The organism is Cryobacterium sinapicolor (assembly GCF_004403465.1).
In the GTDB taxonomy this organism is placed as follows: Bacteria; Actinomycetota; Actinomycetes; order Actinomycetales; family Microbacteriaceae; genus Cryobacterium; species Cryobacterium sinapicolor.
Map to the genome: position 1 here is coordinate 51,340 of NZ_SOGQ01000026.1, position 22,199 is coordinate 73,538.

Below are 22,199 nucleotides of genomic sequence, written 5' to 3' on the forward strand. Positions count from 1 at the left end.
CGAACCCGTCCGCGGGAACCAGGAAGCTGGCGATCCTGCTCGAAACCGCAACACGAACGTGACCACCCCGGTGTTCACCGGGACCACGGAGACCGGGGCGACCGTGACCCTGTACACCGGGGCGTCCGTGGTCGGCGACAGTCGCAACCCTCGTCATCCGTCTACGACGGCACCACGCCGATCGGAAGCCTGACCACCACGACGACCACATACTCGATCACCTCGAGCCTGCTCCCGGACGGCGCCCGCACCGTGACCGCGAAGGCGACCGACCTCGCCGGCGACGTGTCCGTCGTCTCCACGGACACGACCGTCACGATCGGCACGCTCGCGCCGCCGCTCCGTCGACCCCCGTGATGACCGCGGCGACAGACACCGGCATCTCCGCCACGCCCGGGATCACCAAGATTCGGCCCCGCCCTCCGGCCGCCGAGGCCGGGAGCGCCATCGGACTGGGAGGTGACAGGGAGCAGCGGCAATCGTCGAACCTTCGGCGGGGACTCGTCGTCGGGAGGCGCACGCTCCTCGAACTGACGATCGCTGCCCGAAGTCACGGACCCGTCCCGAAACGACCCGGCTGCTCACGGCTGCGGTCGTGCACCGAGGCCAACGGCCCTGCTCCCGACCGTTCTGCTCGCCAAGTTTCAGCGAGAAACAATGGCGCTTCTCCGGGATGCAGCGAATTCCGTCAGGAGGCGAAATCCCTGCCTGTCGACGGACCCATGCATTGCCGCGAGCACCACAACTCCGACGCCCGCATCTCGGTCGAGACCGATCCAGCTGCTGAACCCCCCGGTACTGCCGTTGTGCCAAGTGATTGCGCGGCCCTGGAACTCGAGTGTGATCCACCCTGCACCGATACCGACCCTGGAAGAGTATTTTGAGACCGGCTCGAGCGCGGAAAGACCCCGCGCCGATCCGTCGAGGATCGAGCTGAGGAAGCCCCGCATCGTGCCTATCGTCGCGCGGACGCCTCCTGCCGGCGCGAGCCCCTCACCTACCCAAGCGGGCAGTGGGCGTCCGAATCGGCTGAACCCAGTCAGATCCATCGGCCCAAGGTCATCAGCGCGGATGGGCGTCGAGAATCCCTCGCCCAGGACCTCGTGCAGGAGTCGTTCGTAGCTAGTCGCGGCGCCTTGCGCCACGGCGTGCCCCAGCAACTGAAAACCGAGGTTCGAGTACCTGGGTCGGGCAGAGCCGACTCGCACGTTGCGAGTCTGTTCGAGGAGATCAGCGAGCGAATCACCGTAAGGGTTTTGCCCTCGGAACCAGAAGTCGACGGTGCGGCGAAGTGCATGCATCCCGGGCGGTAAACCGGGAAGACCGGAACGGTGAATGGACAGGGAACTCAGGCGCACTGAGCCGACCTTTCCGTGGCCTTCGAGCGGAAGCAAGTCGCGAAGGATTGTTGTCTGCGAGACGAGACTGCGCTCGGTCGCGTCGCGATACAACATGCCCGTGAGTGCCTTCGAGATCGAGCCGATCTCGAAGGTGGAATGGTGGTCCGCACCCACAGTTGCGGTCAATCCGCCCTGAGGGGTGATCACTGCCACTGCTGCTGCTGCTCCGGTTGAACGGAAGACGCGGCCCACAGCATGAACGAGTTCAGCATCCCCAGTCCAGCCAATCTCCATGAAAGCTTCCTTTCCGCCCGTTCTCGTTGCTCGTCAATCTTTGTTGACGATGCGTTCGATCAAACCATAGGTGATCCATTCGCCGAAAGTCAACGTCGGTTGACGCCAGTGGTTCGGTGCCACCGCGATCTCGCTTCGATGTGATGTTGCAGCAGGTTGAGGCGAAAGCGCCCAGAAGTCATCGCTGAGCGGTCGGGTTCTAAACGTTTGTGCAGTTCGATGGGGCTGTGCGGTCCTCGGCGCTGGAGCGGCTGCCTGACTGCGCGCTACCGTTTGCCGTACTTCTTGTGCACTGCCTGTTTGGTTACGCCGAGGCACTGAGCAATGGCCTCCCATGACAGCCCGGCCTGACGAGCACTGCGAACGAGGCCTGCCTCACTGCGCCCCACCTCTCGATGGAGCTCGGCAATGATTTGCAGTGCTTCAGCTGGTCCCTTGCCGTCCATCGCTCCGACAAGTGTTCTCAATCGCTCCGCCTGCATTCGTCAATACTAGTTGACGATAGTGAGCGGCGACGAGATCAATTCAGAAGTACGCGAGTGGGCTCAGTGTGACGTCGAGTGTCGGCACCCGCCGCATGCCTCCGGCTCGGCGGCGTGGCTCCGCGGCTGGTCTCGGAAGCGGATGTGGCGTCTCATCGCCGTGGGGCATTAGACGGCCGTCGGCCACCTGGTTCCTGTGAACGATGTCAGGACCGACGGGGAGACTCTTCCGAGAACGAGTGGGGGATGAGATGGTGACTGTGCAGCGAAAAGTGACGGACGTCGACGCGATCGTGGTCGGCTCCGGGCCGAATGGCCTGGCTGCAGCGGTGACCCTGGCCAGAGCCGGGCTCTCCGTGCGCGTCTACGAAAAGTCCGCCAACGTCGGTGGCGGCGCCGCCACCGCGGAACTGACCCTGCCGGGCTTCCACCACGACGTCTGCTCCGCCGTGCACCCGCTTGCGTTGGCTTCCCAGTTCTTTCAACGTTTCGGGCTCGCGGACCGGATCGAACTGGTCGTTCCGGAGGTCTCCTACGGCCACCCGTTGCCGGGCGGCACCGCGGGCCTCGCCTATCGCAGCCTGACGCGGACCGTTGCCGAGCTGGGCCGGGACGGCCCGGCCTGGAACCGGTTGTTCGCGCCCCTCGTGTCCCATGCTGAGCAGGTGGCCGAGTTCACCGGCGCGCAGCTTCTGCGGCTGCCACAGCACCCGGCCACCGCTTTGCGCTTCGGCTTGCGCGCCCTCGAACAGGGCAGTCCGCTCTGGGACCTGCGTTTCTCGGGTGAGATCGCGCCCGCCCTGCTCACCGGCGTCAGTGCGCACACGATCAGGGCCCTGCCCAGCGTCGCCACCTCCGGTGCCGGTCTCACTCTTGCCACGTACGCCCACGCCGGCGGTTGGCCGATCCCGGTGGGCGGCAGTGGCGCGATCGTGGCCGCGCTGGTCGACGACCTGCTCGCTCACGGTGGCGAGATCGTCACGTCGACCGAGGTGCGGCGGCTGAGCGACCTGCCACCGGCCCGGGTGGTGATGTTGGACCTGACGCCTCGGGCGCTGCTGCGGCTTGCCGAGGGCGAGCTGCCCGACGCATACGCGAGAAAGCTTCGCGCCTTCCGCTACGGCAACGGCGTCGCCAAGGTCGACTTCGCCATCTCAGATCCGGTGCCCTGGCAGGCCACCGGGTTGCGGGCGGCGGGCACCGTGCACGTGGGTGGCACCCGGGCGCAGATGCGGCGAGCTGAGAACACCGTCGCACGCGGCGGTCACGCCGAGGAGCCCTATGTTCTCGTGTCCCAGCCCAGCGGCATCGACCCCAGTCGCGCTCCGGCCGGTCAGCACACCCTCTGGGCGTACACCCATGTTCCGCGCGGTTCCACCATCGACCAGACCGACGCGATCGTGCGCCAGATCGAGCGCTACGCCCCGGGGTTCCGCGACACGATCCTGGCCAGCACGGGTCGCACCGCCACGAAGATGGAACAGCTGAACCCCAATTACATCGGCGGGGACATCTCGGCTGGCGAGGTGAGTCTGACCCAACTCCTCCGGCGGCCGGTCCTGTCCCCGGACCCCTGGCGCACTCCCTTGAACGGGGTGTACCTGTGCTCGTCGTCCACGCCGCCGGGCCCGGGCGTGCATGGTCTGGCCGGCTGGCACGCGGCTCTGAGCGCTCTTCGCCACGACCTCGGGGTGCTCACCGCCCCCGATCTCTCCCCGACCACGCAGAAATCGACCAATCAGATAACGACCAACCAGAAATAGGTGACACTGTGGCCGTGAACCACCACACCATGAACTGCCCGCCCGAGAACGTCTTCGCAGTCTTGGCCGACGGCTGGCTCTACCCGAGCTGGGTAGTCGGAGCCTCGCGAATGCGGGCTGTCGATGCGACGTGGCCGGAAGCAGGGAGCGCCATCCATCACTCGGTGGGTGTCTGGCCGGCCCTGATCGACGACTCCACGTCTGCTTTGGAATGGGACCCACCCCGGCATGCGCTCTTCAAGGCGCGTGGCTGGCCGGTCGGCGAGGCCCATGTGGCCGTCGACGTCAAAGCGCGAGGCAACGGATGCATGGTCCGCATCACCGAGGACGCCACCGCCGGCCCCGGCCGGTTCGTGCCCCTATTCCTACGTGACTCGGCGATCCGGATGCGAAACGTGGAGACCCTGCGACGGCTGGCATTCCTTGCTGAGGGCGGCGCCGGGAAGGTCCCCCAGGTACCAGGAACGACCACAATGTCGAAGTCGAAAAAGGCGGACACTGCCCAGAGGATTCCCAACCTGCCCGACCACTCTGCGACGCTGGGAAAGTAGATCATGTTCCTACTCTTCGGCACCCGTGCCCATCGTGCGGTGATAAACGTTGTCTCGTTCGTGTGCGGATATTGCGGGGTTCTCGCACAGCAGCAGGTGGTGAAAAAGTCTACGAAATTCACGCTGTTCTTCGTGCCTTTATTCCCCCTGGCGAAGTCTTACGCCAACGAATGCACCAACTGCGGCGGCACCACACGCCTCACTGCCACCCAGGTTGGGCACTCCATGGATTGGGCGGCACCACACGCCTCAGCAGGCTAGGGAGTGGTCGACAGCTGTCACGTGCAACGGCTCATCAACGACGTCGAGAAGGACGCGCTTGATCAGGAAGCTGACCGCTGTGGAGCGGAATCAACAGTGCCCGGCTCACCGTTGCTCCTGACTCGTTCGTTGCGGATGGCGCCGTCGATCCAACCGAACGCGACCAGGAGGTCGAGAACGTCTTCGGCGGTGACGTATTGCCCAGGGGCAGCTGTGCGGAAGACGACCAGCCAGACGGGGCCCTGAACACGGGTGAGAATCGCCCCACTACCCACCGGGGCGACCGCTGTCCCCGGCGGCTCTCAGGATCAGCCCGGCCTGGCTGTCTAGGATCGGAACCCCACGACGTCCCGGAGGATCCCATGAAGTGCCCCAACGACTCAACCACCCTCGTCATGAGCGAACGCAGTGGCGTGGAAATCGACTACTGCCCCGACTGCCGCGGCGTGTGGCTCGACCGAGGCGAGCTCGACAAGATCCTCGACCGGGCCGAAAAAGAATTCGCCCAGGCTGCACCGGTCCAGCCGGTTGCCGCCACACCGGTGCAGCAATACCCGGACCCGCGCACTCGTGCGCCGCAATACGGCGACCGTGATCGGAGCCACGACGACCGGGACCGCGGCTACGACAATCGTGACGGGTATCGGCCCAAGAAGAAGGACAACTGGCTGGGTGAACTCTTCGGTTAGGCGCGCCGCCGTTTGTGGGCAACCTCCCAGCGGGATTCCAAGCCCACTGTCAGAGCCTCGGCGTAGCATCACAGTATGATTCGTTTCGGAACAGGTCGTTGATCATGTCACGCAATTCAGTCAAGTGGCTCCCCGCCATCGTCGTTCCGGTTGTCATCGTCGCTGGCGTGCTTGCCGTGCCGCTGCAGGCCGGTGCCGCCGTTGACCTGCCCGACAAGACGCCCGAGCAGGTCCTCCTGATGTTCAGCGACAGCACCGTGAACGCCTTCTCCGGAACCGTCGAGAAGACCGCCGAGCTGGGCCTGCCCGACATCGACCTCGGCGCCGGCATGGCCGGGTCCATGGGCGAGTCGACGTCCGAGTCCGCGCCGGAGGGCACGGCTGAGCCCGGGGCTGCGGCTACAGGCGCGCTCGCATCCGTCATGGAACTTTTCAGCGGATCCCACACGGCCCGGGTCTACGTCGACGGCAGCGATGCCGGCGGCCCTGCGAAGGCGCGCGTGCAGATCCAGGACCGCATGGCGGAGCGCAACGTGGTGAGCAACGGCACGGATGTCTGGGCCTACGACTCCGAGACGAACACCGCCAGCCACCTGGCCATCCCCGCCGACGCCCGGGCCACCGCGCAGGCGAAGATCGCCGAGATGGCCGCCACCGCCCCAGCCGACCTGTCGACGCCCTCGCAGGTCGCCGACCGCTTCCTGAGCGAGATCGACCCGAGCACGACCGTCTCGGTCGGCACCGACGGCACCGTGGCCGGTCGCACCGCCTACGAGCTGGTTCTCACTCCCAAGGCCACCCAGACCCTGATCGAATCGGTGTCCATCTCGGTCGACTCCGAGACGGGCGTGCCGCTGCAGGTCACCGTGCGTGCCGCCGGTCAGGAAGACCCGGCCTTCCAGGTCGGCTTCACCGAGGTCGACTTCAGCACACCGTCTGCCGACCTGTTCGACTTCACCCCGCCGGCCGGCGCCACCGTTGAAGAGGTCGCCCTGCCGGTCATGCCTGAGATGCCTGCCGACGAGCCCAAGCCCGAGATCCCGGCCGAGAACGTTCCCGTCGTGACGGGAACCGGCTGGGACGCCATCGTGGAGGTGCCCGCGGCATCCGTTCCATCCGAACTCAGTGCCAACCCGATGCTGTCGGAACTTGCGACTGCAGTCGACGGCGGGCAGCTGTTCTCTACCGCCCTCGTCAACGTTTTCCTGGCCGACGACGGTCGTGTCTTCGCCGGGTCCGTTCCCGTGGAGTTGCTCCAGGCCGCCGCCGACGCCCAATGATCACGACACAGTGACCTCCGTCACCCCGGCTTCCGATCTTGCGATCGAGAGCCGGGGTCTCACCAAGCGCTTTGGCGGGCAGATCGCCGTGAATGAAATCAACCTGGCCGTTCCGCGCGGGTCGGTTTTCGGGTTTCTCGGCCCCAACGGCTCCGGCAAGACCACCAGCATTCGCATGCTGCTCGGCCTGACCCAGGCCAGCGGCGGGCAGATTCGCCTTCTGGGCCAGAGCATGCCCGACAGTCTTCACGACGTGCTGCCCCGCGTCGGGGCACTCGTGGAGGGGCCCGCGTTCTACCCGTTCCTCTCCGGCGCCGCCAACCTGCGCCGGCTCGACACGGCCGACCGCAATGCCCCGTCCCGCACGCGCGTCGCGCGGGTCGAGCAGGCTTTGGCGCGAGTGGGTCTCACCCACGCCGCCGGCAAAAAGGTGGCCGCCTACTCACTCGGAATGAAACAGCGACTCGGCATCGCCAACGCGCTGCTGCAGCCGCGGGAACTGCTCGTGCTCGACGAGCCCACCAACGGGCTCGACCCGCAGGGCACCCGCGAGGTGCGCAGCCTGGTGCGGTCGCTTGCGGCCGAGGGCACCACGGTCTTCGTCTCGAGCCACCTGCTCGCCGAGGTGGAGCAGATGTGCACCCACGCCGCGGTGATGAGCGGCGGCAACCTCGTGGCCCAGGGCACGCTGGCCGAGCTGCGTCACGTCGGCCAGACGCGGGTGCGCGTGCGCACACCGGATGCCGCCGCGGCATCCGCCGTGCTGACCCGACTCGGCCTCACCCCGGTGCGAAGCGACGTGCCCGATCAGGACCCGTGGGTCGCGGCTCCGCTGCCCCGAGACCTGTCGACCGGCCTGACCGGCCGGCCGGAGACCATCGTCGCGGCCCTCGTGGCCGGCGGTGTGCGCGTGCGCGGTTTCCTGATCGAGGAGTCCAGCCTGGAAGAACGCTTCGTGGCACTGACCGGAGAAGGTTTCGATGTCCTCCAATAGCGTGCCCCTTACGAACACGAACACGAACACGAACACGAACACGAACACGAGCACGAACACGGGCCCGAGCCCGAGCCCGAGCAGGCGCCGATCGGCCGGACTGGCCCTGCTCGGCTCCGAGTTGACGGTGCTGTTCCGCCGCCGCCGCACTTGGGCCATGCTCGTCGCCGTCGCACTGATCCCGATCCTGCTCGCCGTCGCCGTACGGCTGTCCTCGGAGACCCTGGCCCCGGGCGAGGGACCGCCTTTCCTCGACCGCGTCACCCAGAACGGACTCTTCGTGGCGTTCACCGCCATGATCGTGGCCATCCCGCTGTTCCTCCCGCTCACGATCGGTGTCGTCGCCGGAGACACCATCGCTGGGGAGGCCGGCCTCGGAACCCTGCGCTACCTGCTGGTGGCCCCGGCCGGCCGGGTGCGCCTGCTGCTCGTCAAGTACGCCGGCGTCGCCGTGTTCTGCCTGGCCGCGACCCTGACCCTGGCGGTGGCCGGAACCCTGATCGGGGCCGCGCTGTTCCCGGTCGGCCCGGTAACGCTGCTTTCGGGCGACGTGATCAGCGTGCCGGAATCCCTGCTGCGCTCTGCACTGATCTCGCTCTATGTGACGGTCTCCCTGCTCGGCTTCGCGGCGATCGGACTGTTCATCTCCACGCTCACCGACGTCCCGGTGGGTGCCATGGCCGCCACGGTCGTCGTGTCGGTGGTGGCGCAGATCCTCGACGTGCTCCCGCAACTGGAGTGGCTGCATCCGTGGCTCTTCAGCCACTACTGGCTGGGCTTCGCCGACCTGTTGCGGCAACCCATGGACCTCGGATCGTTCGGCGATAACGCGCTCCTGCAGCTGGGCTACATCGCCGTCTTCGGTGCGCTGGCCTACGGCCGGTTCTCCACGAAAGACATCCTGTCCTGACCCGATCCTGACCTGGCTCCGGTTCAGGGTCGCCGCCCCCGAACAGTCGACGACCTTTGGTGCACGGATGCGCGACACCTGTCGATCACGGCGGGTCCGCGGCCACGGTGGCGCGGGCGGGGGAGCAGCCGAGGCGCCGTGCGGGTTCGGGGTCCCCCGGTCGAGGTCGTAGCGTGGCTACCTCAGAACCCGAGCCGGTCCGCCTCACAACCGTGGGGACCCGACCGGGTGACACGGTCGTCCTCTGGGTGGCTGCGTCTGTGCCGTTATGAGGAAGTAGCCACATGCCTGAACGCACCACCGCGGTATCCGGAACCACACGTACCGGGGCCGCAGCACGAGACTCCCACCCGGATCAGAGCCTGGCCCGGTCGCTGAGCCGGCGGCACATCCAGATGCTCGCCATCGGCGGCACGATCGGAACCGGCCTGTTCATGGGTGCCGGCAAAACCATCTCTCTCGCCGGGCCATCCGTGATCTTCGTCTACATGATCATCGGCTTCATGCTCTTCTTCGTGATGCGGGCCATGGGCGAGATCCTGCTGTCCAACCTTGACTACAAGTCGTTCAGCGACTTCGCCGGGGACCTGCTCGGCCCGTGGGCGAGCTTCTTCACCGGCTGGTCCTACTGGGCGTTCTGGGTGGTCACCGGCGTCGCCGACATCGTGGCCATCTCCGGCTACGTCGACGTGCTGGCCCCGGGCACGCCGCTGTGGATCCCGGCACTAGTCACCCCGGTCGTGCTGATCGTGCTCAACCTGCCGAGCGTCAAGGCCTTCGGCGAGGCCGAGTTCTGGTTCGCCCTGGTCAAGGTCATTGCCATCCTCGCCCTGATCGGCACCGGCCTCGTGATGATCATGACGCACTTCACCTCACCCTCCGGCGCCGTGGCCGGCTTCGAGAACATCTGGAACGACGGCGGGATGTTCCCGCATGGCGTCGCCGGCTTCGTGCTCGGCTTCCAGATCGCCATCTTCGCCTTCGCCGGCATCGAGCTCGTCGGCACCGCGGCCGCGGAGACGAAAGACCCGGAGAAGAACCTGCCCCGGGCCATCAACACGATTCCGCTGCGACTGCTGCTGTTCTATGTGGGTGCCCTGGTGATCATCATGTCGGTCAACCCGTGGCGCACCATCGACCCCGGCAGCAGCCCGTTCATCGGTATGTTCGCCCTCGCCGGGCTCGGGGTAGCAGCCATCGTCGTCAACCTGGTCGTGCTCACCTCGGCCGCCTCAAGCGCCAACTCCGGCATCTACTCGACCTCACGGATGGTCTACGGCCTCGCCCAGGACGGCAACGCCCCGCAGGCGTTCGGTCGACTGAGCATCCGCAAGGTGCCGCAGAACGCCCTGCTGTTCTCCTGCATCTTCCTGCTGGCCGGTCTGGTGCTGCTCTACACGGGGGACTCCTTCATGGGCGCGTTCACCCTCGTCACCTCGGTGGCATCGGTGCTGACGATGTTCGTCTGGTCCATCATCATGGTCAGCTACCTGGTCTTCCTCCGCCGCCGTCCGCACCGGCACGCGGTTTCGGAGTACAAGATGCCGGGTGCCCGGTTCATGCCCTGGGTGGTGCTGGCGTTCTTCGCCTTCATGCTCTGGGCCCTCGGCCAGGCCGATGACACCCGCCTCGCGCTCGTCGTGGCCCCGGTCTGGTTCTTCGGGCTCGGTGCCGCCTGGTACGTCAACCGCAAGGCTCCGCTGCAGCAGGCCCGGATCGAGGAGTGGAAGGCCGACGCCCGCGCCGAGAAGGCCGCGCTCGCTCGTTGACGCGGCCCCGGGTCCAGCTAGATTCGGGGCCGGCGCGACCAGCGGTCGGCTTTCATGGCCAGGTGCAGTTCCAGCCGCACCTGGCCGCCCAGCGGGTCGGCGCCGATCAGTGTACGGATCTTCGCGAGCCGGTTGTAGATGCTGCTGCGGTGCAGGTGCAGGGCGGCGGCGACATCCTGCACCGATCCGTCGGTGTCGTAGAGCAGTTCCAGCATCGGCAGCAGCTCGTGGTTGGCGTCGAAGTCCCGCAGCTCGGCGAAGTAGACCGACTCCACGGGGGAGAGGTTGCGGCTGCTGGCCGCGAGGAACTGGTAGACGCCGATCTGGCGGAAGTCGGCGATGGTGCCCAGGCGGGCGTCGACCGCGGCGGCCTGCACCGCCTTGCGGGACTGGATGTAGGCATCCGGGACCCGTCGGAGGTCGGTGAACACCTCACTGAAGCCCATTAGGTCGGGGCGTTCGGGGGTGCCGCCGCGGCGGGCGAGTTCGGCTCGGTAGCGGTGCAGCATCTCGATGTGGGCCACCTTGCCCGGCGAATCGCGCAGGAGAACGACCGCGTGGGTCTCGGTGCCGGCGCTGAACCGGGCGGCGTCGATGCCGACCGTGGCGTGTAGCGCCGAAATGCGCTGCAGCAGAACGCCGGCCTCGGGGTCGGGCGTGGCCTCGTGGCCGGCGGCGTGCTCGTCGGGGCGGGGCATCAGGGTGGCGAGGTGCCAGGGACCCGTCGCATGGATCTGCGGCCAGCCCGCGATCTCCTCGATTGCGGGCGTCTCCGCGTGGCAGGCCGCGAGGAACAGGGCCTCCCTCTCCCGGCGCTGCGCGGATTCGGCGGTGTTGGTGTCGAGCAGGGTCTCGGCCAACCGGTCCAGCTCGCCGCGCACGGCGGGCAACTCCCGGAGGATCTCCTCCGGGGATTCGTCGTGGGAGCCCTGCATCGCCCACAGGTATCCGACCCGGAAGCCCCGCACCATCAGCGGCACGCAGACCCGGCCGAGCATCCCGAGCGCGGCGTTGGCGGGAACGGCGATCGGACGGACCGCCGTGCTGATGCCGTGCTGCAGTTGCCAGGCACTGACGTCGGCGGGCACCCTCTTGCTCAGCAGGAAGTTGACCCGCACGCTGTCCGCGAGCGGCTGGTCCCTGCTGTACGCCAGCAGGCCGCCGTCGAGGTCCTCGAGGGAGAGGGCGCGGTCCAGGCCGGCCGCGAGATGTTCGACCAGGTCTTCGATTTCCGCGCTTCTCATCAGCTCAATGCTAGGGGTCCGCAGTGTGCCAGAGGCGGACATCAGGCGACGTTTGCCGCAGTGAGACTCGACATCTGTCGAGTGACAAACCGCCTCCCCGTCTCCAATACCGGCGGCCCCCGGAGTCAAGCCCGCCCGACGTGGTAGTAAAACCCCTGAACAACATCATTATTCCGCCCCTGCTCGGGCCGTGGCCGGCTTCGGCCTCCGCCGCATGAGTGCGGGCCCGGCAGCGACGCCCGGCCCGGGCCGAATTGCTGGATTTAGTGTTGGTCCGGCTGCGGTTCACCGTTGAAAGTGGCACCGCAGCCCCCTGTCACAAGTTCACCTGAGCAGTACTGAGCAACGGAGTCGGCCATGATCATCGGTGTACCCAACGAAATCAAGAACAACGAATTCCGCGTCGCCATCACCGCCTCAGGCGTGCACGAGTTCCTGTCCGCCGGCCACACCGTGCTGGTCGAGAAGGGCGCCGGCCTCGGCTCGCACATCAACGACGACGAATACCACGTGGCCGGTGCCGAGCTGGTCGACTCCGCCGACGAGGTCTGGGCCCGCGCCGACATGGTGATGAAGGTCAAGGAGCCGGTCGCGGCCGAGTACCACCGCTTCCGCGAGGGGCTGATCCTCTTCACTTACTTGCACCTGGCTGCCGAGCCCGACCTCACCCGCGCCCTGACCGAGGCGGGCGTCACCGCCATCGCCTACGAGACGGTGCAGACCGCCAACCGTGCGCTGCCCCTTCTGGCCCCGATGAGCGAGGTCGCCGGCCGACTGGCCGTGCAGGTCGGCGCGCAGTCCCTGATGGCCCCGGCCGGCGGGAAGGGCGTGCTGCTCGGCGGCGTGCCCGGGGTGCGCCCCGCCAAGGTTGTCGTGCTGGGCGCCGGCGTGGCCGGCACCAACGCGGCCGCCATGGCGATGGGCCTCGGCGCCGACGTCACGATCCTCGACATCAACATTGACCGCCTCCGCCAGCTCGACGCGCAGTACCAGGGCCGGCTGAAGACGGTCGCGTCCAACTCCTATGAGATCGAGATCGCGGTGACGGATGCCGACCTGGTCATCGGTTCCGTGCTGATCCCAGGTGCCAAGGCCCCGAAACTGGTCACCAACGCCCTTGTGGCACGGATGAAGTCCGGCTCCGTGCTGGTCGACATCGCCGTGGACCAGGGTGGCTGCTTCGAGGACACCCACGCGACCACGCACGAGGACCCGACCTACCGGGTGCACAACTCGATCTTCTACTGCGTCGCCAACATGCCCGGCGCCGTGCCGAACACGTCGACCTACGCGCTGACCAACGTCACGCTGCGGTACGCCCTCTCGCTGGCGAACCTGGGAGTGAAGGCGGCGCTCGAGCGCGACGACGCCCTGGCCCTCGGCCTGAATGTCGCCGCCGGTCGGGTCACGAACCGTTCCGTGTCCGAGGCCCACGGCCTGCCGCTGGCCGACTGGCACGACCTCGTCACCGCCTAGCCTCGCGGGCTCGAGCGAGGGGCCGGAGCAGCCGCTCCCGTGACGCGCCGCACCAGGGTCAGGGAGTGGTGCAGCAACTCGGCGGGGGTGCCGGTGAAGCCGCCGGAGAACCATTTCTGCATCGAGTAGCGCATCACGCTGGCGGCGACGAAGACGACCATTCTCGCCTCGTCTTGCTGATCGAGGGTGTCGGACTCGGCATGCCCCTGGGTGTGGAATCGCTCGAGCACCAGCTGCACCAGGTGCTCCTCCAGCTCCGCGATGCGGGACATCTCCCCGGTGAGGAGTTCCGGGATTCGCTCGATCAGCATCCGGCGTTTTCGGAGAAGGTCCGTGTCGGGGGATTGGTCGGCCAGCGCGGCGGCGATCATTCCGACGAGGTCTCCGAGTACATCCCTGCCGGTGCCGTGCACGAAGGCCCGGTGCTCGGCATCCGTCGGCGCGGGTGGCGTGCCGCCCAGGAACGCACCCTCCTTCGTGCCGAAGTAGTTGAAGAACGTGCGCGGTGAGACCATGGCGGCCTCGCAGATCATGTCGACCGTGACGCTGTCGTAGCCGTGCTCGAGGGCCAGGGAGATGGCCGCCCGCTCCAGCGCCGACTGGGTGGCCGCGCGCTTGCGGGCACGCAACCCCTCGTCCGCGGCGGGGCTCAGGCCCGGAGCGCTCAGGCCCGTGCTACTCATATCGCAGCGCGTCGATCGGGTTCTGTCGTGCCGCCGCCCGGGCCGGGAGGGTGCCGGCCAGGAAGGCGATCAACATGACGACGCCGATGATGATGGCGATGGAACTCGGCGCGAACTGCACGACCTGCAGCCCGGGCAGGTTTTCAAACACGGTCGTGGCCAGGATGTTGCTGACCAGCGACCCGACGCCCACCGCCACGAGCGCGCCCAGGGCGCTGCCCAGGAACCCGATGAAGACGGCCTCGGTGCTGAACAGGGCGTAGACGCGGCCGCCGTTCATGCCCATGGCCTTCATCAGCCCGATTTCCCGGGTGCGTTCCTGCACGCTCATCAGCAGGGTGTTGATGATGCCGAAACCGGCAGCGATCAGGGCGATCACGGCGAAGGCGTTGAGCACGCCGATGATGACGTTGATCACGGTCTCGAACGAGCCGATCTGATCCGCGACGGTCTGCGCGGCGTAGCCCTGGTCGGCGAGGTCGGCCTTGATCGCGGTGATCTCCGCGTCGGAGGCGTCCAGGTCGAACCGGGCGGTCGCGGTGGCGTAGCTCTGCGGCGCTCCGGCGGGGGTGCCGGAGAGTTCCACGGCGTGCAGCCGGTCGGTCAGCGGCTGGTTGAGTCCGGCCCCGGCGCCGAGGATGGTCTCGTTCTGCACTCCGACGACGGTGGCCGGAACCTGCTGCTGGGTGCCCGCGAAGTCGGCGATGCCGATCGTGACGGTTTCGCCGATGGCCGATTCCGGGGTACTGAAGCCCAGGGTGTCGAGGTAGGTGGTCGGAAGCAGGATCTGGTCGGTGGTGCTCTCGTTGTCCAGCTGCTCCCCGGCGGCCAGGTCGGCCGTGGTCAGGGTCGCGGCGGCGTTCACGGTCAACTCGAACTTGCCGCTGTCGTCGTATTCGATGTAGTCGGGCGTCACCTGCACCGCCGGGTCGACGCCGACGATGCCGCTGGTGGCCTCGATCGTGCCGAGATCGGCGTCGGTGAGCGCCTGGATGGTGCTGCCGGGGCGTGAGCCGTTGCCCAGACTGATCGCGGTGGCCTTGTCCGGGTCGTAGGGGGCCGGTCCGTCATCCGCTGTTGCCGTGGCGTCGCCGGCCTTGGAGACCGTGAGCACATCCGCCGCCCCGATCGCCGACACCTGGCTGTTGATGTAGCTCGTCACCCCGGTGCCGATGCCGCTGGTGATGGTGAGGGTGAATGCGCCGATGAAGATGGCGATGACGGTCAGGCCGGTGCGGAGCTTGCTGCGGAAGCTGTTCGCGATCGCGGTCGTGATGATGTCGACGAACTTCATGCGTGTGCTCCTGCGGGCTTCTCGATGGCTTCCGGGGACCTGGTGACGTCCTCGAGTCCGTCCCGGATGAAGATCTGACGGTCGCAGCGGGCCGCGAGGTCGATGTCGTGGGTGACGATGATCAGGGTGATGCCCTTGTCCCTGTTCAGGGAGAAAAGGATGTCCTCCACGACGGCCCCGGTAGTCGTGTCGAGGTTGCCGGTCGGTTCGTCCGCGAAGATCACCTTCGGGTTGTTGACCAGGGCCCGGGCGATGACGGCGCGCTGCTTCTGCCCGCCGGACAGGTTCATGGCTTTGTTCTTCGCCTTGTCGGCAAGCTCCAGCTGTTCCAGGGCCTTCATTCCGCGTGCCCTGCGCTCCTTCGGGCCGACCCCGGCGATCTTCAGGGGGAGCACGACGTTGTCCAGCACGCTCGCATTGGCGGTGAGGAAGAACTGCTGGAAGACGAACCCGAAGTCCTGGTTGCGGAGCCGGTTCACCTCCTTGCCCTTGAGCTTCTTGGCATCCGTTCCCTCGACCAGCAGTGCCCCGCTGTCCGGGTCGTCCAGCAGGGCCAGCAGGTGCATCAGCGTGGACTTGCCGGACCCGCTCTTACCGACGATGGCGATGGATTCACCGGCACGGATGTCGACGGAGACACCCTTGAGCGCGTCGAAGCGATTGGCCCCGCTCCCATAGGACTTGCCTATGTTCTGGGCCGAGAGAACAGGAACAGTCATGGGGGCGGCATCCTTCGGGGGTGAGGGTCGGTTATAACTTATGCAGAGACAATAAAATTACGGTAGCTGCACCAATACCTCCCCGGCTGGGAGCGCCCTGTGCGGGGCCGGCGCATGCCCTGATTCACTGTCGGGCCGAACAGAGCGGGGCCCGGATTAGTCAATCCGGACCCCGCAGCGTACCGGTTGTCGGTCAGCGCTCCATCCTCACGCGGCGGAGCAGCCAGACGGCTGCCCCCGCCAGGGCCAGGCCGACCAGGACGATGATTCCGGGCGCCGCGCGTCCGAAGCTCACTGTGTCGGCGCCGTCGGCCAGCCGACCTGAACCCTCGACCACCTTCGTATTGCCCGCACTCAGCTCGGCGGTGCCAACCGCGAGTGTGGTCGCGCCGTCCAGAAGAGTGCCCGATCCGGCCGACACCTTCTCGGTGCCCACGGCCAGTGAACTGGACCCGGATTCGAGGGCGGTGGTTCCGAGGGCCAGCGTGGACGCCCCCGCCGCAAGGGTCTGCGTGCCCTCTGCCAGCGACCCTGCACCGATCGAGATGCGGGTTGCGCCATCGGCGAGACTCACAGCGCCCATCGCCAGTGTCGTCGCTCCTGTGGACAACGACGAGGCGCCGGCCGCTACTCGACCGGTGCCGCTCTGGAGGGAGCTCGCCCCGGTGGAGACCGCGCTGGTGCCGACCGCGACACGTTCGGAACCTGCGGTGAGTGCCTGCGTGCCGACCTGGAGTTCCGAGGCGCCCGTAGCGAGGGCACCTGCGCCCGCGGCCAGCTCGACCGCTCCGCCCGACACGCGGGCCGTACCGGTGGCGAGGGTGGTGAGCCCGTCGCGAAGTTCCGCGGATGCGGTCTGGAGCACCGCCGTGCCCGCGCTCAGCGGCGTCAGTCCGTCGAGGAGGGCGGCGGAACCGTCCCGGAGGGCGACGGTCCCGGACTCGACTCCCGTTGTGCCCGTGTGCAGGGTGGAGGCGGCGGAGCTCAGTCCCTTGAGGGTGGCCAGAAGGGCGTCCGGGGTGATCGTGTCTGCCTCGACCTGGCCGACGAGAGTGGCGAGGGCGGCATCCAGCTTCGTGGCGCCCGCAGCAACGCTGCCGGCGCCGCCGGCGAGCCCTGTTGCTCCCAGCGCGAGGGCCTCGGCGCCGCGCCGGGCCATGTCAGCGCCTTGGGCGGCGGATGCTGTCCCAGCGGCCAGCCGGACCGAGCCGTCGCGAGCCGTCGTTGCGCCGAGGGTGACCTGGCCGGCGCCGGCGGCCAGAGTAACCGCACCCGCGGCAACCTGCGTCGCGCCGGCTAAAACCTTCGTGGCACCGCTCCCTGCCGTGGCGACGCCGACGGCGAGAGTCGCCGCGCCGGTCGCAGCAGCTCCGGCACCCGTGGCGAGAGCGTTCGCTCCGGTGGCGGCGGTGGCGGCGCCGGCGGACAACGTTTCCGCGCCCCGCGCGGCCGACTCGGCTCCGAGCACCAGCCTGGTGCTGCCGGTGACGCTGGTGAGCGCTCCCTCAAGAAGGGTGCCTGCCCCGGCCGAGGCGCTCGCCGCGCCTGTCGCCAGGCTGCCGGCGCCCGTGTTGGCCCGGGTCGCCCCGGCCTGGAGGTCGGTCGCTCCGGAGGCTGCGGAGGCGGCTCCCACCGACAGGGTCTCGGCGCCCTCGGCAAGTTTTGCGGCGCCACCGGCGACTTTCAGAGAGCCGTTGTGCAGTTGGACTGCCCCGTTGGAGAGTTCTCCGGCACCGCTTGCCAGCCGCCCTGTGGTCAGGAAGAAGAAGGTGAGCAGCATGACCAGCATCAGGCTGAGCCCGGTCACGGCAGAACGGATGCCGAGAGTGCTTCGGCGGGACAGGGCACGGTCAGATCTCATCATTGAGGCTCCTCGAAAGACGCGAGCGGGCATGCCGGAACTCGCGTGGTGTGGGTGCGTTGCGCGGTTAACTCCGGCGTGGCGGCCACTGGTCGAAGGCCGCGCGGCGCGGTGTCGCGCCGAAGTGACACGACCGTAGCAGTGGGCCCGGTGTGGAATCGAAGGCTCGAAAAAGTTCAGGGCTGAGGCCAACACATTACGCGCTGAACTCGTATACTTTGTAGGCTATCTACAAAGATACCCCCCGAAAAGAGTGTCAAACATCACAGGTCGAGGGACTCGTTCGGCGCGAGTGGGAAGAACTCGCCGCCGTTCTGCTCGGTGGCCCACTTGATCCGCACGTTCGACATTTCCTTGCCGCCCCGGGAGAGCCCCATCTCATGGGTGGGGAAGGTGCGGCGCGGCTTAAGGGCCAGAACGTAGTCCATCACCTCGCTGATCTTGAGCCAGGGTGCGCCGGCCGGCACGGCGAGGGTCTGCACGCTCACGCCTTCCGGAATCGTGAACGAGTCGCCGCCGTAGAAAAGCTCCTCGTCAACGAGCACGCCGAGGTTGTCGATCACGGGGATCGTTTCGTGGATCACGGCGTGCGTGCCGCCGAAGAAGCGCAGTCGGAACGGCCCGGCCTCCACGGTGTCGCCGGCGCTGACGACGGTGACCGGATAGTCGGCGGCGGCGGCCGCGACCCCGGCCGGGGCGAAGATCGGCACGTCCGGGTTCAGGGCGATGATGCGGTCCAACTGCTCCGGGGTCCAGTGGTCGGGGTGCTCGTGGGTGATCACGACGGCGACGGCCCGAGCGGTATCGGTGAGCGGGCTCGTGAACGAGCCGGGATCGATGAACAACTTCTGGCCGGCCTTGTCAAGAATCAGTGCCGCGTGCTCGAGCTTCGTCAGTTTCATGGATTGAGCTAATACCGAATCCCAGCGCGCTGCAAGCTGAGGCCATACTGGAGCGGTGCCTCCCCGTCTCCACCTCGTCGTCGCCGTCAACGCCGCAGCCTCTTTCGGCCGCCGCAGCGACGTCGGCTCTCGGGTCTGCGAGGCCCTGGTGGCCGCCGGTCACCAGGTGAGCAGCCTGAGCGCGCCCAGCTTCGAGGAACTCCGGCGCGACGTTCGGGCCGCGCTGGTGCCGCAGGTCGATGCGCTCGTGGTCGTCGGCGGCGACGGGATGGTGAGTCTCGGCACCAACCTCCTGGCCGGCACGGACCGGCCCCTTGCCATCGTGCCGTGCGGCACGGGCAACGACCTTGCGCGCGGGCTTGGGATCCCGGTCGATGACACGGATGCCGCCATCCGTCACCTGCTCGACGCCCTCACCCGCCCGCCGCGGGCCATCGACGCCGCGCAGGTGCGGTGCGCCGACACGACGACCTGGTTCGCGGGCGTGCTCTCGGCCGGGTTCGACGCCGTGGTGAACGAACGGGCCAACCGGCTGCGCCGACCCCGCGGTAAGAGCCGCTACACCCTGGCCATGCTGTTGGTGCTGGCGACGTTCCGGCCGCTCTCGTACCGGCTGACCGTTGATGGCCGGCCCCGCCGAGTGCGGGCCATGCTGATCTCCGTTGCCAACAACGTCTCGATCGGCGGCGGCATGCGCATCGTTCCGGGCGCGGTGATCGACGACGGTATGCTGGACCTCTTCATCGTGACCCCGCTGTCCCGGGTGGGCTTCCTCCGGGTGTTCCCGAAAGTATTCTCCGGCACGCATACCACTCTTCCGCAGGTCGAGATCACGCGCTGCCGGAGCATCCGGATCGACGCGGACCGGGTCACCGCCTACGCCGACGGGGAGCGGGTCGGAGCACTGCCGGTGCAGATCGACGTGGTACCGGGGGCCCTGCTGGTGCATGCCTGACCCGCTCAGTTTGGTTTTAGCAGTCGGCGTGTGGCATATTAGGTGAGTTGCAAAACGGCCCCATCGTTTAGCGGCCTAGGACATCGCCCTCTCACGGCGGTAACGCGGGTTCGAATCCCGCTGGGGTCACACACAGCCCGGTTCCCTTCTTCTGGAAGGGCGCCGGGTGTCTTTTTTAAGCGGGACCCCCGGTAGACTCCACCGAGTGAAGGGGAGTATCCCTGTGCCCGATTCGGACACTTCGCCGTGAACGTCAACACGGGCCGCACTGCAGGGGCCCCGGCGCGGCGGTATCGATTCATCGGTACGGGAGAGACTTTCAGGTTTCCTGCTGCCTCCAGCATCCTCTTCAATGAAAGGCTCCACCCGCATGGAACTTGCTCTCCCGCTCTGGTTCGAGATCGGGTCGCTCGTCGTCCTGACGCTCATCCTGCTCGCCGACCTGGCCATCGTCTTCAAGCGGCCGCACGTGCCCTCGATGCGCGAAGCCAGTCTCTGGGTGGCCTTCTACGTGGGACTGGCGCTGATTTTCGCCCTGCTGATGCTGGTTCTGGGTGACGCCGAGCACGCCGGCCAGTTCCTCGCCGGCTGGCTCACCGAGTACAGCCTCAGCATCGACAACCTCTTCGTCTTCGTCATCATCATGGCGAGGTTCTCGGTGCCCCGGAAATACCAGCAGGAAGTGCTGATCGTCGGCATCATCATCGCGCTGGTGCTGCGCGGCATCTTCATCCTGCTCGGCGCTCAGCTGATCGAGAACTTCAGCTGGATCTTCTACATCTTCGGCGCGTTCCTGCTCTACACGGCCGTTCACCAGGCGGTCGCGAAGGAGCCCGACGTGGACGAGGCGGACAACGGCCTGATCCGCTACCTGCGCCGGCACATGAACATCTCGTCGACCTTCGACGGTTCCAAGTTGCGCACACTGGTCGACGGCAAGAAGGTCTTCACCCCGATGCTGATCGTGCTCCTCGCGATCGGCACCACAGACCTGGTCTTCGCCCTCGACTCCATCCCGGCGATCTTCGGCATCACGCAGAGCCCCTTCATCGTGTTCACCGCGAACGTTTTCGCCCTGATGGGCCTGCGCCAGCTGTATTTCCTGCTGGGTGGGCTGCTCGAACGCCTCGAATACCTCAAATACGGGATCGCGTTCATCCTGTTCTTCATCGGCGTCAAGCTCGTCTTCCATGCCCTGCACACCAATGAGGTCTTCTTCATCAACGGTGGCGAGGGCGTGGCCTGGGCCCCGGAGATCGACACCTGGACCTCCCTCGGGGTGATCGTGGTGTCCATGGCGGTGGCCACCATCGCCAGCCTGATCAAGGCGCGGCGGGATGCTCGCCGGCGGGGCCACACCCTCGCCGAGGAGATCCCCCACCTCGTCGAAGAGTGACATCCGCCGACGTGCTTCGCACGCACCCGAACACTGGAGCAGTCGTGGCCTCGCAGAGTGAGAGCGAACTGGTGCTCCCTGCGGCCCGCGCGCGGTTCGTGTTCAGTGCCCGGAGCGACGTCGGCCGTGAGCGCAAGGTCAACGAGGACAGCTACCTGGCGCAGTCACCGGTCTTCCTGGTCGCGGACGGCATGGGCGGACACGCCCACGGCGACGTGGCCAGTCAGACGGTCGTGCGGGTCTTCGAGGAGCACATCGCCCGGGATGCGCCCTCGACCCCGGAACGGGTGCTCGACGCCATCCACTCCTCGAACGACGCGGTGCGCGACCTCAGCGCCGTCGACGACTACGGCACCGCGGTGTCCGGCACCACACTGGCCGGCATCGCGTTCGTCGACGCCGGCGATGATGTCGGCTTCCACTGGATGGCCTTCAACATCGGCGACTCGCGGGTCTACACCTGGGACGGGCGCACACTGGCCCAACTGAGCGTCGACCACTCCGCGGTGCAGGAGATGGTCGACGCCGGTCTGATTTCCAGTGACGAGGCGGAGCAGCATCCGGAACGCAATGTGATCACCCGCGCTATCGGCGCCGACGAGTCCGTGGACGCCGACGTGTGGCTGTTGCCGGCGTCCGGACGGCACGCGTTCCTGATCTGCTCCGACGGGCTCAACAAGGAACTCGGCGCCGCCGAGATCGCACAGCTGCTGGCATCGTATGACGGCGTCGCGGAGCCCGGCCGGTCCATCGCGGACGTGCTCGTCGACGCGGCCCTGGCTCGGGGCGGACACGATAACGTCACGGTCGTGTCTGTGGAGTCGTTCCTCGGGAATCCCGAGCAGGACGATGCCGACAGCACGGAAGATCGATCGACCGGGCTGCACGAGCATCTCGGAGACACGAGGCCAAGAAGCCAGGGGTAGATGACAGATGCTCCCGTATCACTACGATGATTCGGGGGTCTGGCTGGCAACGACACTGGGCGGACAGCTCGTTGTCGTGCGCTCGGACCGTTCCACGGACGAGTCCGTTCGCTTCTGGGCCAGCAGAGATCCGCTGCGCCGCCTCTTCAGCCGATTCCGCCTCCGAACACGGCGGGACGGGAGTCGCGTCGACCTCTCGAAGTAGGCCGCCGCGGCTAGAGTGGCGACGTGGACACAGCCAAAAGCACCCTCGAATGAGGGTCGCCCGCCAAGCCGGCATACGCAAAGTGTTAGCCTGTCAGGGTGCTGCTGCGTCGACTCCCTCTTCTCTGCCGCGACGAGTCCCAGATCTGAGGCCTCCCTCGTCGTGGAGTTTCTTGTTGGCTGCATACCCATCGTTGAGGAAGACC

Annotated in this window: 21 protein-coding genes and 1 tRNA gene; 13 read left to right on the forward strand and 9 right to left on the reverse strand. The window is 67.2% G+C overall.

The window, feature by feature from the left end; all coding sequences use genetic code 11:
* Positions 1–161 precede the first annotated feature (161 nt).
* The 3 genes from E3T28_RS16780 to E3T28_RS17300 all read right to left on the reverse strand — a co-directional run bounded on the left by E3T28_RS16780 (position 162) and on the right by E3T28_RS17300 (position 2,116).
* Positions 162–317, reverse strand: a complete 156-nt coding sequence (locus E3T28_RS16780; protein ID WP_166786935.1) for a hypothetical protein — start codon at positions 315–317, stop codon at positions 162–164.
* A gap of 327 nt (positions 318–644) precedes the next feature.
* Complete coding sequence (locus E3T28_RS05745; RefSeq protein WP_134428775.1) at positions 645–1,634, reverse strand: serine hydrolase domain-containing protein; 990 nt, start codon at positions 1,632–1,634, stop codon at positions 645–647.
* Between the two features lie 266 nt (positions 1,635–1,900).
* Positions 1,901–2,116, reverse strand: coding sequence for an AsnC family protein (locus E3T28_RS17300; protein WP_134428777.1), 216 nt, complete (start codon positions 2,114–2,116; stop codon positions 1,901–1,903).
* A gap of 272 nt (positions 2,117–2,388) precedes the next feature.
* On the opposite strand from E3T28_RS17300, the gene E3T28_RS05755 reads away from it, so the two are divergent.
* The 8 genes from E3T28_RS05755 (at position 2,389) to E3T28_RS05790 (ending at position 10,333) form a co-directional block, all read left to right on the forward strand.
* Positions 2,389–3,879, forward strand: coding sequence for a phytoene desaturase family protein (locus tag E3T28_RS05755; protein ID WP_134428864.1), 1,491 nt, complete (start codon positions 2,389–2,391; stop codon positions 3,877–3,879).
* 14 nt (positions 3,880–3,893) lie between these two features.
* Positions 3,894–4,430 carry an SRPBCC family protein gene (locus E3T28_RS05760; protein ID WP_241979183.1) on the forward strand — a complete coding sequence of 179 codons (537 nt, stop codon included), beginning with the start codon at positions 3,894–3,896 and terminating at the stop codon, positions 4,428–4,430.
* 3 nt (positions 4,431–4,433) lie between these two features.
* Positions 4,434–4,691, forward strand: coding sequence for a zinc-ribbon domain-containing protein (locus E3T28_RS05765; protein ID WP_134428779.1), 258 nt, complete (start codon positions 4,434–4,436; stop codon positions 4,689–4,691).
* Positions 4,692–5,053: 362 nt separating this feature from the next.
* Positions 5,054–5,380 (forward strand): TFIIB-type zinc ribbon-containing protein, encoded by a 327-nt coding sequence (locus tag E3T28_RS05770; RefSeq protein ID WP_134428781.1) that lies wholly within the window; start codon positions 5,054–5,056, stop codon positions 5,378–5,380.
* A gap of 104 nt (positions 5,381–5,484) precedes the next feature.
* Complete coding sequence (locus tag E3T28_RS05775) at positions 5,485–6,660, forward strand: LolA family protein (protein ID WP_134428783.1); 1,176 nt, start codon at positions 5,485–5,487, stop codon at positions 6,658–6,660.
* 10 nt (positions 6,661–6,670) lie between these two features.
* Positions 6,671–7,654: an ABC transporter ATP-binding protein gene (locus tag E3T28_RS05780; RefSeq protein WP_134428785.1), complete on the forward strand. Its 984-nt coding sequence runs from the start codon at positions 6,671–6,673 to the stop codon at positions 7,652–7,654.
* Positions 7,641–8,564: an ABC transporter permease gene (locus E3T28_RS05785; protein WP_134428787.1), complete on the forward strand. Its 924-nt coding sequence runs from the start codon at positions 7,641–7,643 to the stop codon at positions 8,562–8,564. Before E3T28_RS05780 ends, E3T28_RS05785 begins: the two co-directional genes overlap by 14 nt.
* Before the next feature lie 284 nt (positions 8,565–8,848).
* Entirely contained in the window at positions 8,849–10,333 is a 1,485-nt protein-coding gene (locus E3T28_RS05790) for an amino acid permease (protein ID WP_134428789.1), read from the forward strand.
* Positions 10,334–10,350: 17 nt separating this feature from the next.
* Here the strand turns inward: E3T28_RS05790 and E3T28_RS05795 are convergent, their stop codons facing one another.
* Positions 10,351–11,577 carry a PucR family transcriptional regulator gene (locus tag E3T28_RS05795; RefSeq protein WP_134428791.1) on the reverse strand — a complete coding sequence of 409 codons (1,227 nt, stop codon included), beginning with the start codon at positions 11,575–11,577 and terminating at the stop codon, positions 10,351–10,353.
* A 357-nt stretch (positions 11,578–11,934) separates the two neighbouring features.
* Here E3T28_RS05795 and ald point away from each other — a divergent pair, with 357 nt between their 5' ends.
* Positions 11,935–13,053, forward strand: coding sequence for an alanine dehydrogenase (gene ald, locus E3T28_RS05800; RefSeq protein WP_134428793.1), 1,119 nt, complete (start codon positions 11,935–11,937; stop codon positions 13,051–13,053).
* Here the strand turns inward: ald and E3T28_RS05805 are convergent.
* The 5 genes from E3T28_RS05805 to E3T28_RS05825 form a co-directional block, all read right to left on the reverse strand.
* Positions 13,050–13,736, reverse strand: coding sequence for a TetR/AcrR family transcriptional regulator (locus E3T28_RS05805; RefSeq protein ID WP_134428795.1), 687 nt, complete (start codon positions 13,734–13,736; stop codon positions 13,050–13,052). The two genes, ald and E3T28_RS05805, sit on opposite strands and share 4 nt — an antisense overlap.
* On the reverse strand, positions 13,729–15,030 hold the full coding sequence (locus E3T28_RS05810) for an ABC transporter permease (protein ID WP_134428797.1): 1,302 nt from the start codon (positions 15,028–15,030) through the stop codon (positions 13,729–13,731). The genes E3T28_RS05805 and E3T28_RS05810 overlap by 8 nt, the downstream gene beginning before the upstream one ends.
* Positions 15,027–15,749: an ABC transporter ATP-binding protein gene (locus E3T28_RS05815; protein WP_134428799.1), complete on the reverse strand. Its 723-nt coding sequence runs from the start codon at positions 15,747–15,749 to the stop codon at positions 15,027–15,029. Before E3T28_RS05815 ends, E3T28_RS05810 begins: the two co-directional genes overlap by 4 nt.
* A 193-nt stretch (positions 15,750–15,942) precedes the next feature.
* On the reverse strand, positions 15,943–17,613 hold the full coding sequence (locus tag E3T28_RS05820; protein ID WP_166786936.1) for a YhgE/Pip domain-containing protein: 1,671 nt from the start codon (positions 17,611–17,613) through the stop codon (positions 15,943–15,945).
* A gap of 260 nt (positions 17,614–17,873) precedes the next feature.
* A complete protein-coding gene (locus tag E3T28_RS05825; RefSeq protein WP_134428803.1) occupies positions 17,874–18,512 on the reverse strand; it encodes an MBL fold metallo-hydrolase in 639 nt (212 codons plus the stop codon).
* Between the two features lie 55 nt (positions 18,513–18,567).
* On the opposite strand from E3T28_RS05825, the gene E3T28_RS05830 reads away from it, so the two are divergent.
* The 4 genes from E3T28_RS05830 (at position 18,568) to E3T28_RS05845 (ending at position 21,789) form a co-directional block, all read left to right on the forward strand.
* Complete coding sequence (locus E3T28_RS05830) at positions 18,568–19,467, forward strand: diacylglycerol/lipid kinase family protein (RefSeq protein WP_134428804.1); 900 nt, start codon at positions 18,568–18,570, stop codon at positions 19,465–19,467.
* 56 nt (positions 19,468–19,523) lie between these two features.
* A tRNA-Glu gene (locus tag E3T28_RS05835) sits at positions 19,524–19,596 on the forward strand.
* Between the two features lie 241 nt (positions 19,597–19,837).
* On the forward strand, positions 19,838–20,863 hold the full coding sequence (locus tag E3T28_RS05840) for a TerC family protein (protein ID WP_134428806.1): 1,026 nt from the start codon (positions 19,838–19,840) through the stop codon (positions 20,861–20,863).
* Positions 20,860–21,789, forward strand: coding sequence for a PP2C family protein-serine/threonine phosphatase (locus tag E3T28_RS05845; protein ID WP_241979184.1), 930 nt, complete (start codon positions 20,860–20,862; stop codon positions 21,787–21,789). The genes E3T28_RS05840 and E3T28_RS05845 overlap by 4 nt, the downstream gene beginning before the upstream one ends.
* Positions 21,790–22,199: the final 410 nt, after the last annotated feature.

What these genes read in the sequence shown, in the direction of transcription:
- E3T28_RS05745 (WP_134428775.1), bottom strand. Translation starts at nt 1,634, where the DNA reads ATGGAGATTGGCTGGACTGGGGATGCTGAACTCGTTCATGCTGTGGGC.
- E3T28_RS17300 (WP_134428777.1), bottom strand. Translation starts at nt 2,116, where the DNA reads ATGCAGGCGGAGCGATTGAGAACACTTGTCGGAGCGATGGACGGCAAG.
- E3T28_RS05770 (WP_134428781.1), top strand. Translation starts at nt 5,054, where the DNA reads ATGAAGTGCCCCAACGACTCAACCACCCTCGTCATGAGCGAACGCAGT.
- E3T28_RS05815 (WP_134428799.1), bottom strand. Translation starts at nt 15,749, where the DNA reads ATGACTGTTCCTGTTCTCTCGGCCCAGAACATAGGCAAGTCCTATGGG.
- E3T28_RS05820 (WP_166786936.1), bottom strand. Translation starts at nt 17,613, where the DNA reads ATGATGAGATCTGACCGTGCCCTGTCCCGCCGAAGCACTCTCGGCATC.
- E3T28_RS05795 (WP_134428791.1), bottom strand. Translation starts at nt 11,577, where the DNA reads ATGAGAAGCGCGGAAATCGAAGACCTGGTCGAACATCTCGCGGCCGGC.
- E3T28_RS05805 (WP_134428795.1), bottom strand. Translation starts at nt 13,736, where the DNA reads ATGAGTAGCACGGGCCTGAGCGCTCCGGGCCTGAGCCCCGCCGCGGAC.
- E3T28_RS05825 (WP_134428803.1), bottom strand. Translation starts at nt 18,512, where the DNA reads ATGAAACTGACGAAGCTCGAGCACGCGGCACTGATTCTTGACAAGGCC.
- E3T28_RS05785 (WP_134428787.1), top strand. Translation starts at nt 7,641, where the DNA reads ATGTCCTCCAATAGCGTGCCCCTTACGAACACGAACACGAACACGAAC.
- E3T28_RS05775 (WP_134428783.1), top strand. Translation starts at nt 5,485, where the DNA reads ATGTCACGCAATTCAGTCAAGTGGCTCCCCGCCATCGTCGTTCCGGTT.
- E3T28_RS05790 (WP_134428789.1), top strand. Translation starts at nt 8,849, where the DNA reads ATGCCTGAACGCACCACCGCGGTATCCGGAACCACACGTACCGGGGCC.
- ald (WP_134428793.1), top strand. Translation starts at nt 11,935, where the DNA reads ATGATCATCGGTGTACCCAACGAAATCAAGAACAACGAATTCCGCGTC.
- E3T28_RS05765 (WP_134428779.1), top strand. Translation starts at nt 4,434, where the DNA reads ATGTTCCTACTCTTCGGCACCCGTGCCCATCGTGCGGTGATAAACGTT.
- E3T28_RS05810 (WP_134428797.1), bottom strand. Translation starts at nt 15,030, where the DNA reads ATGAAGTTCGTCGACATCATCACGACCGCGATCGCGAACAGCTTCCGC.
- E3T28_RS05840 (WP_134428806.1), top strand. Translation starts at nt 19,838, where the DNA reads ATGGAACTTGCTCTCCCGCTCTGGTTCGAGATCGGGTCGCTCGTCGTC.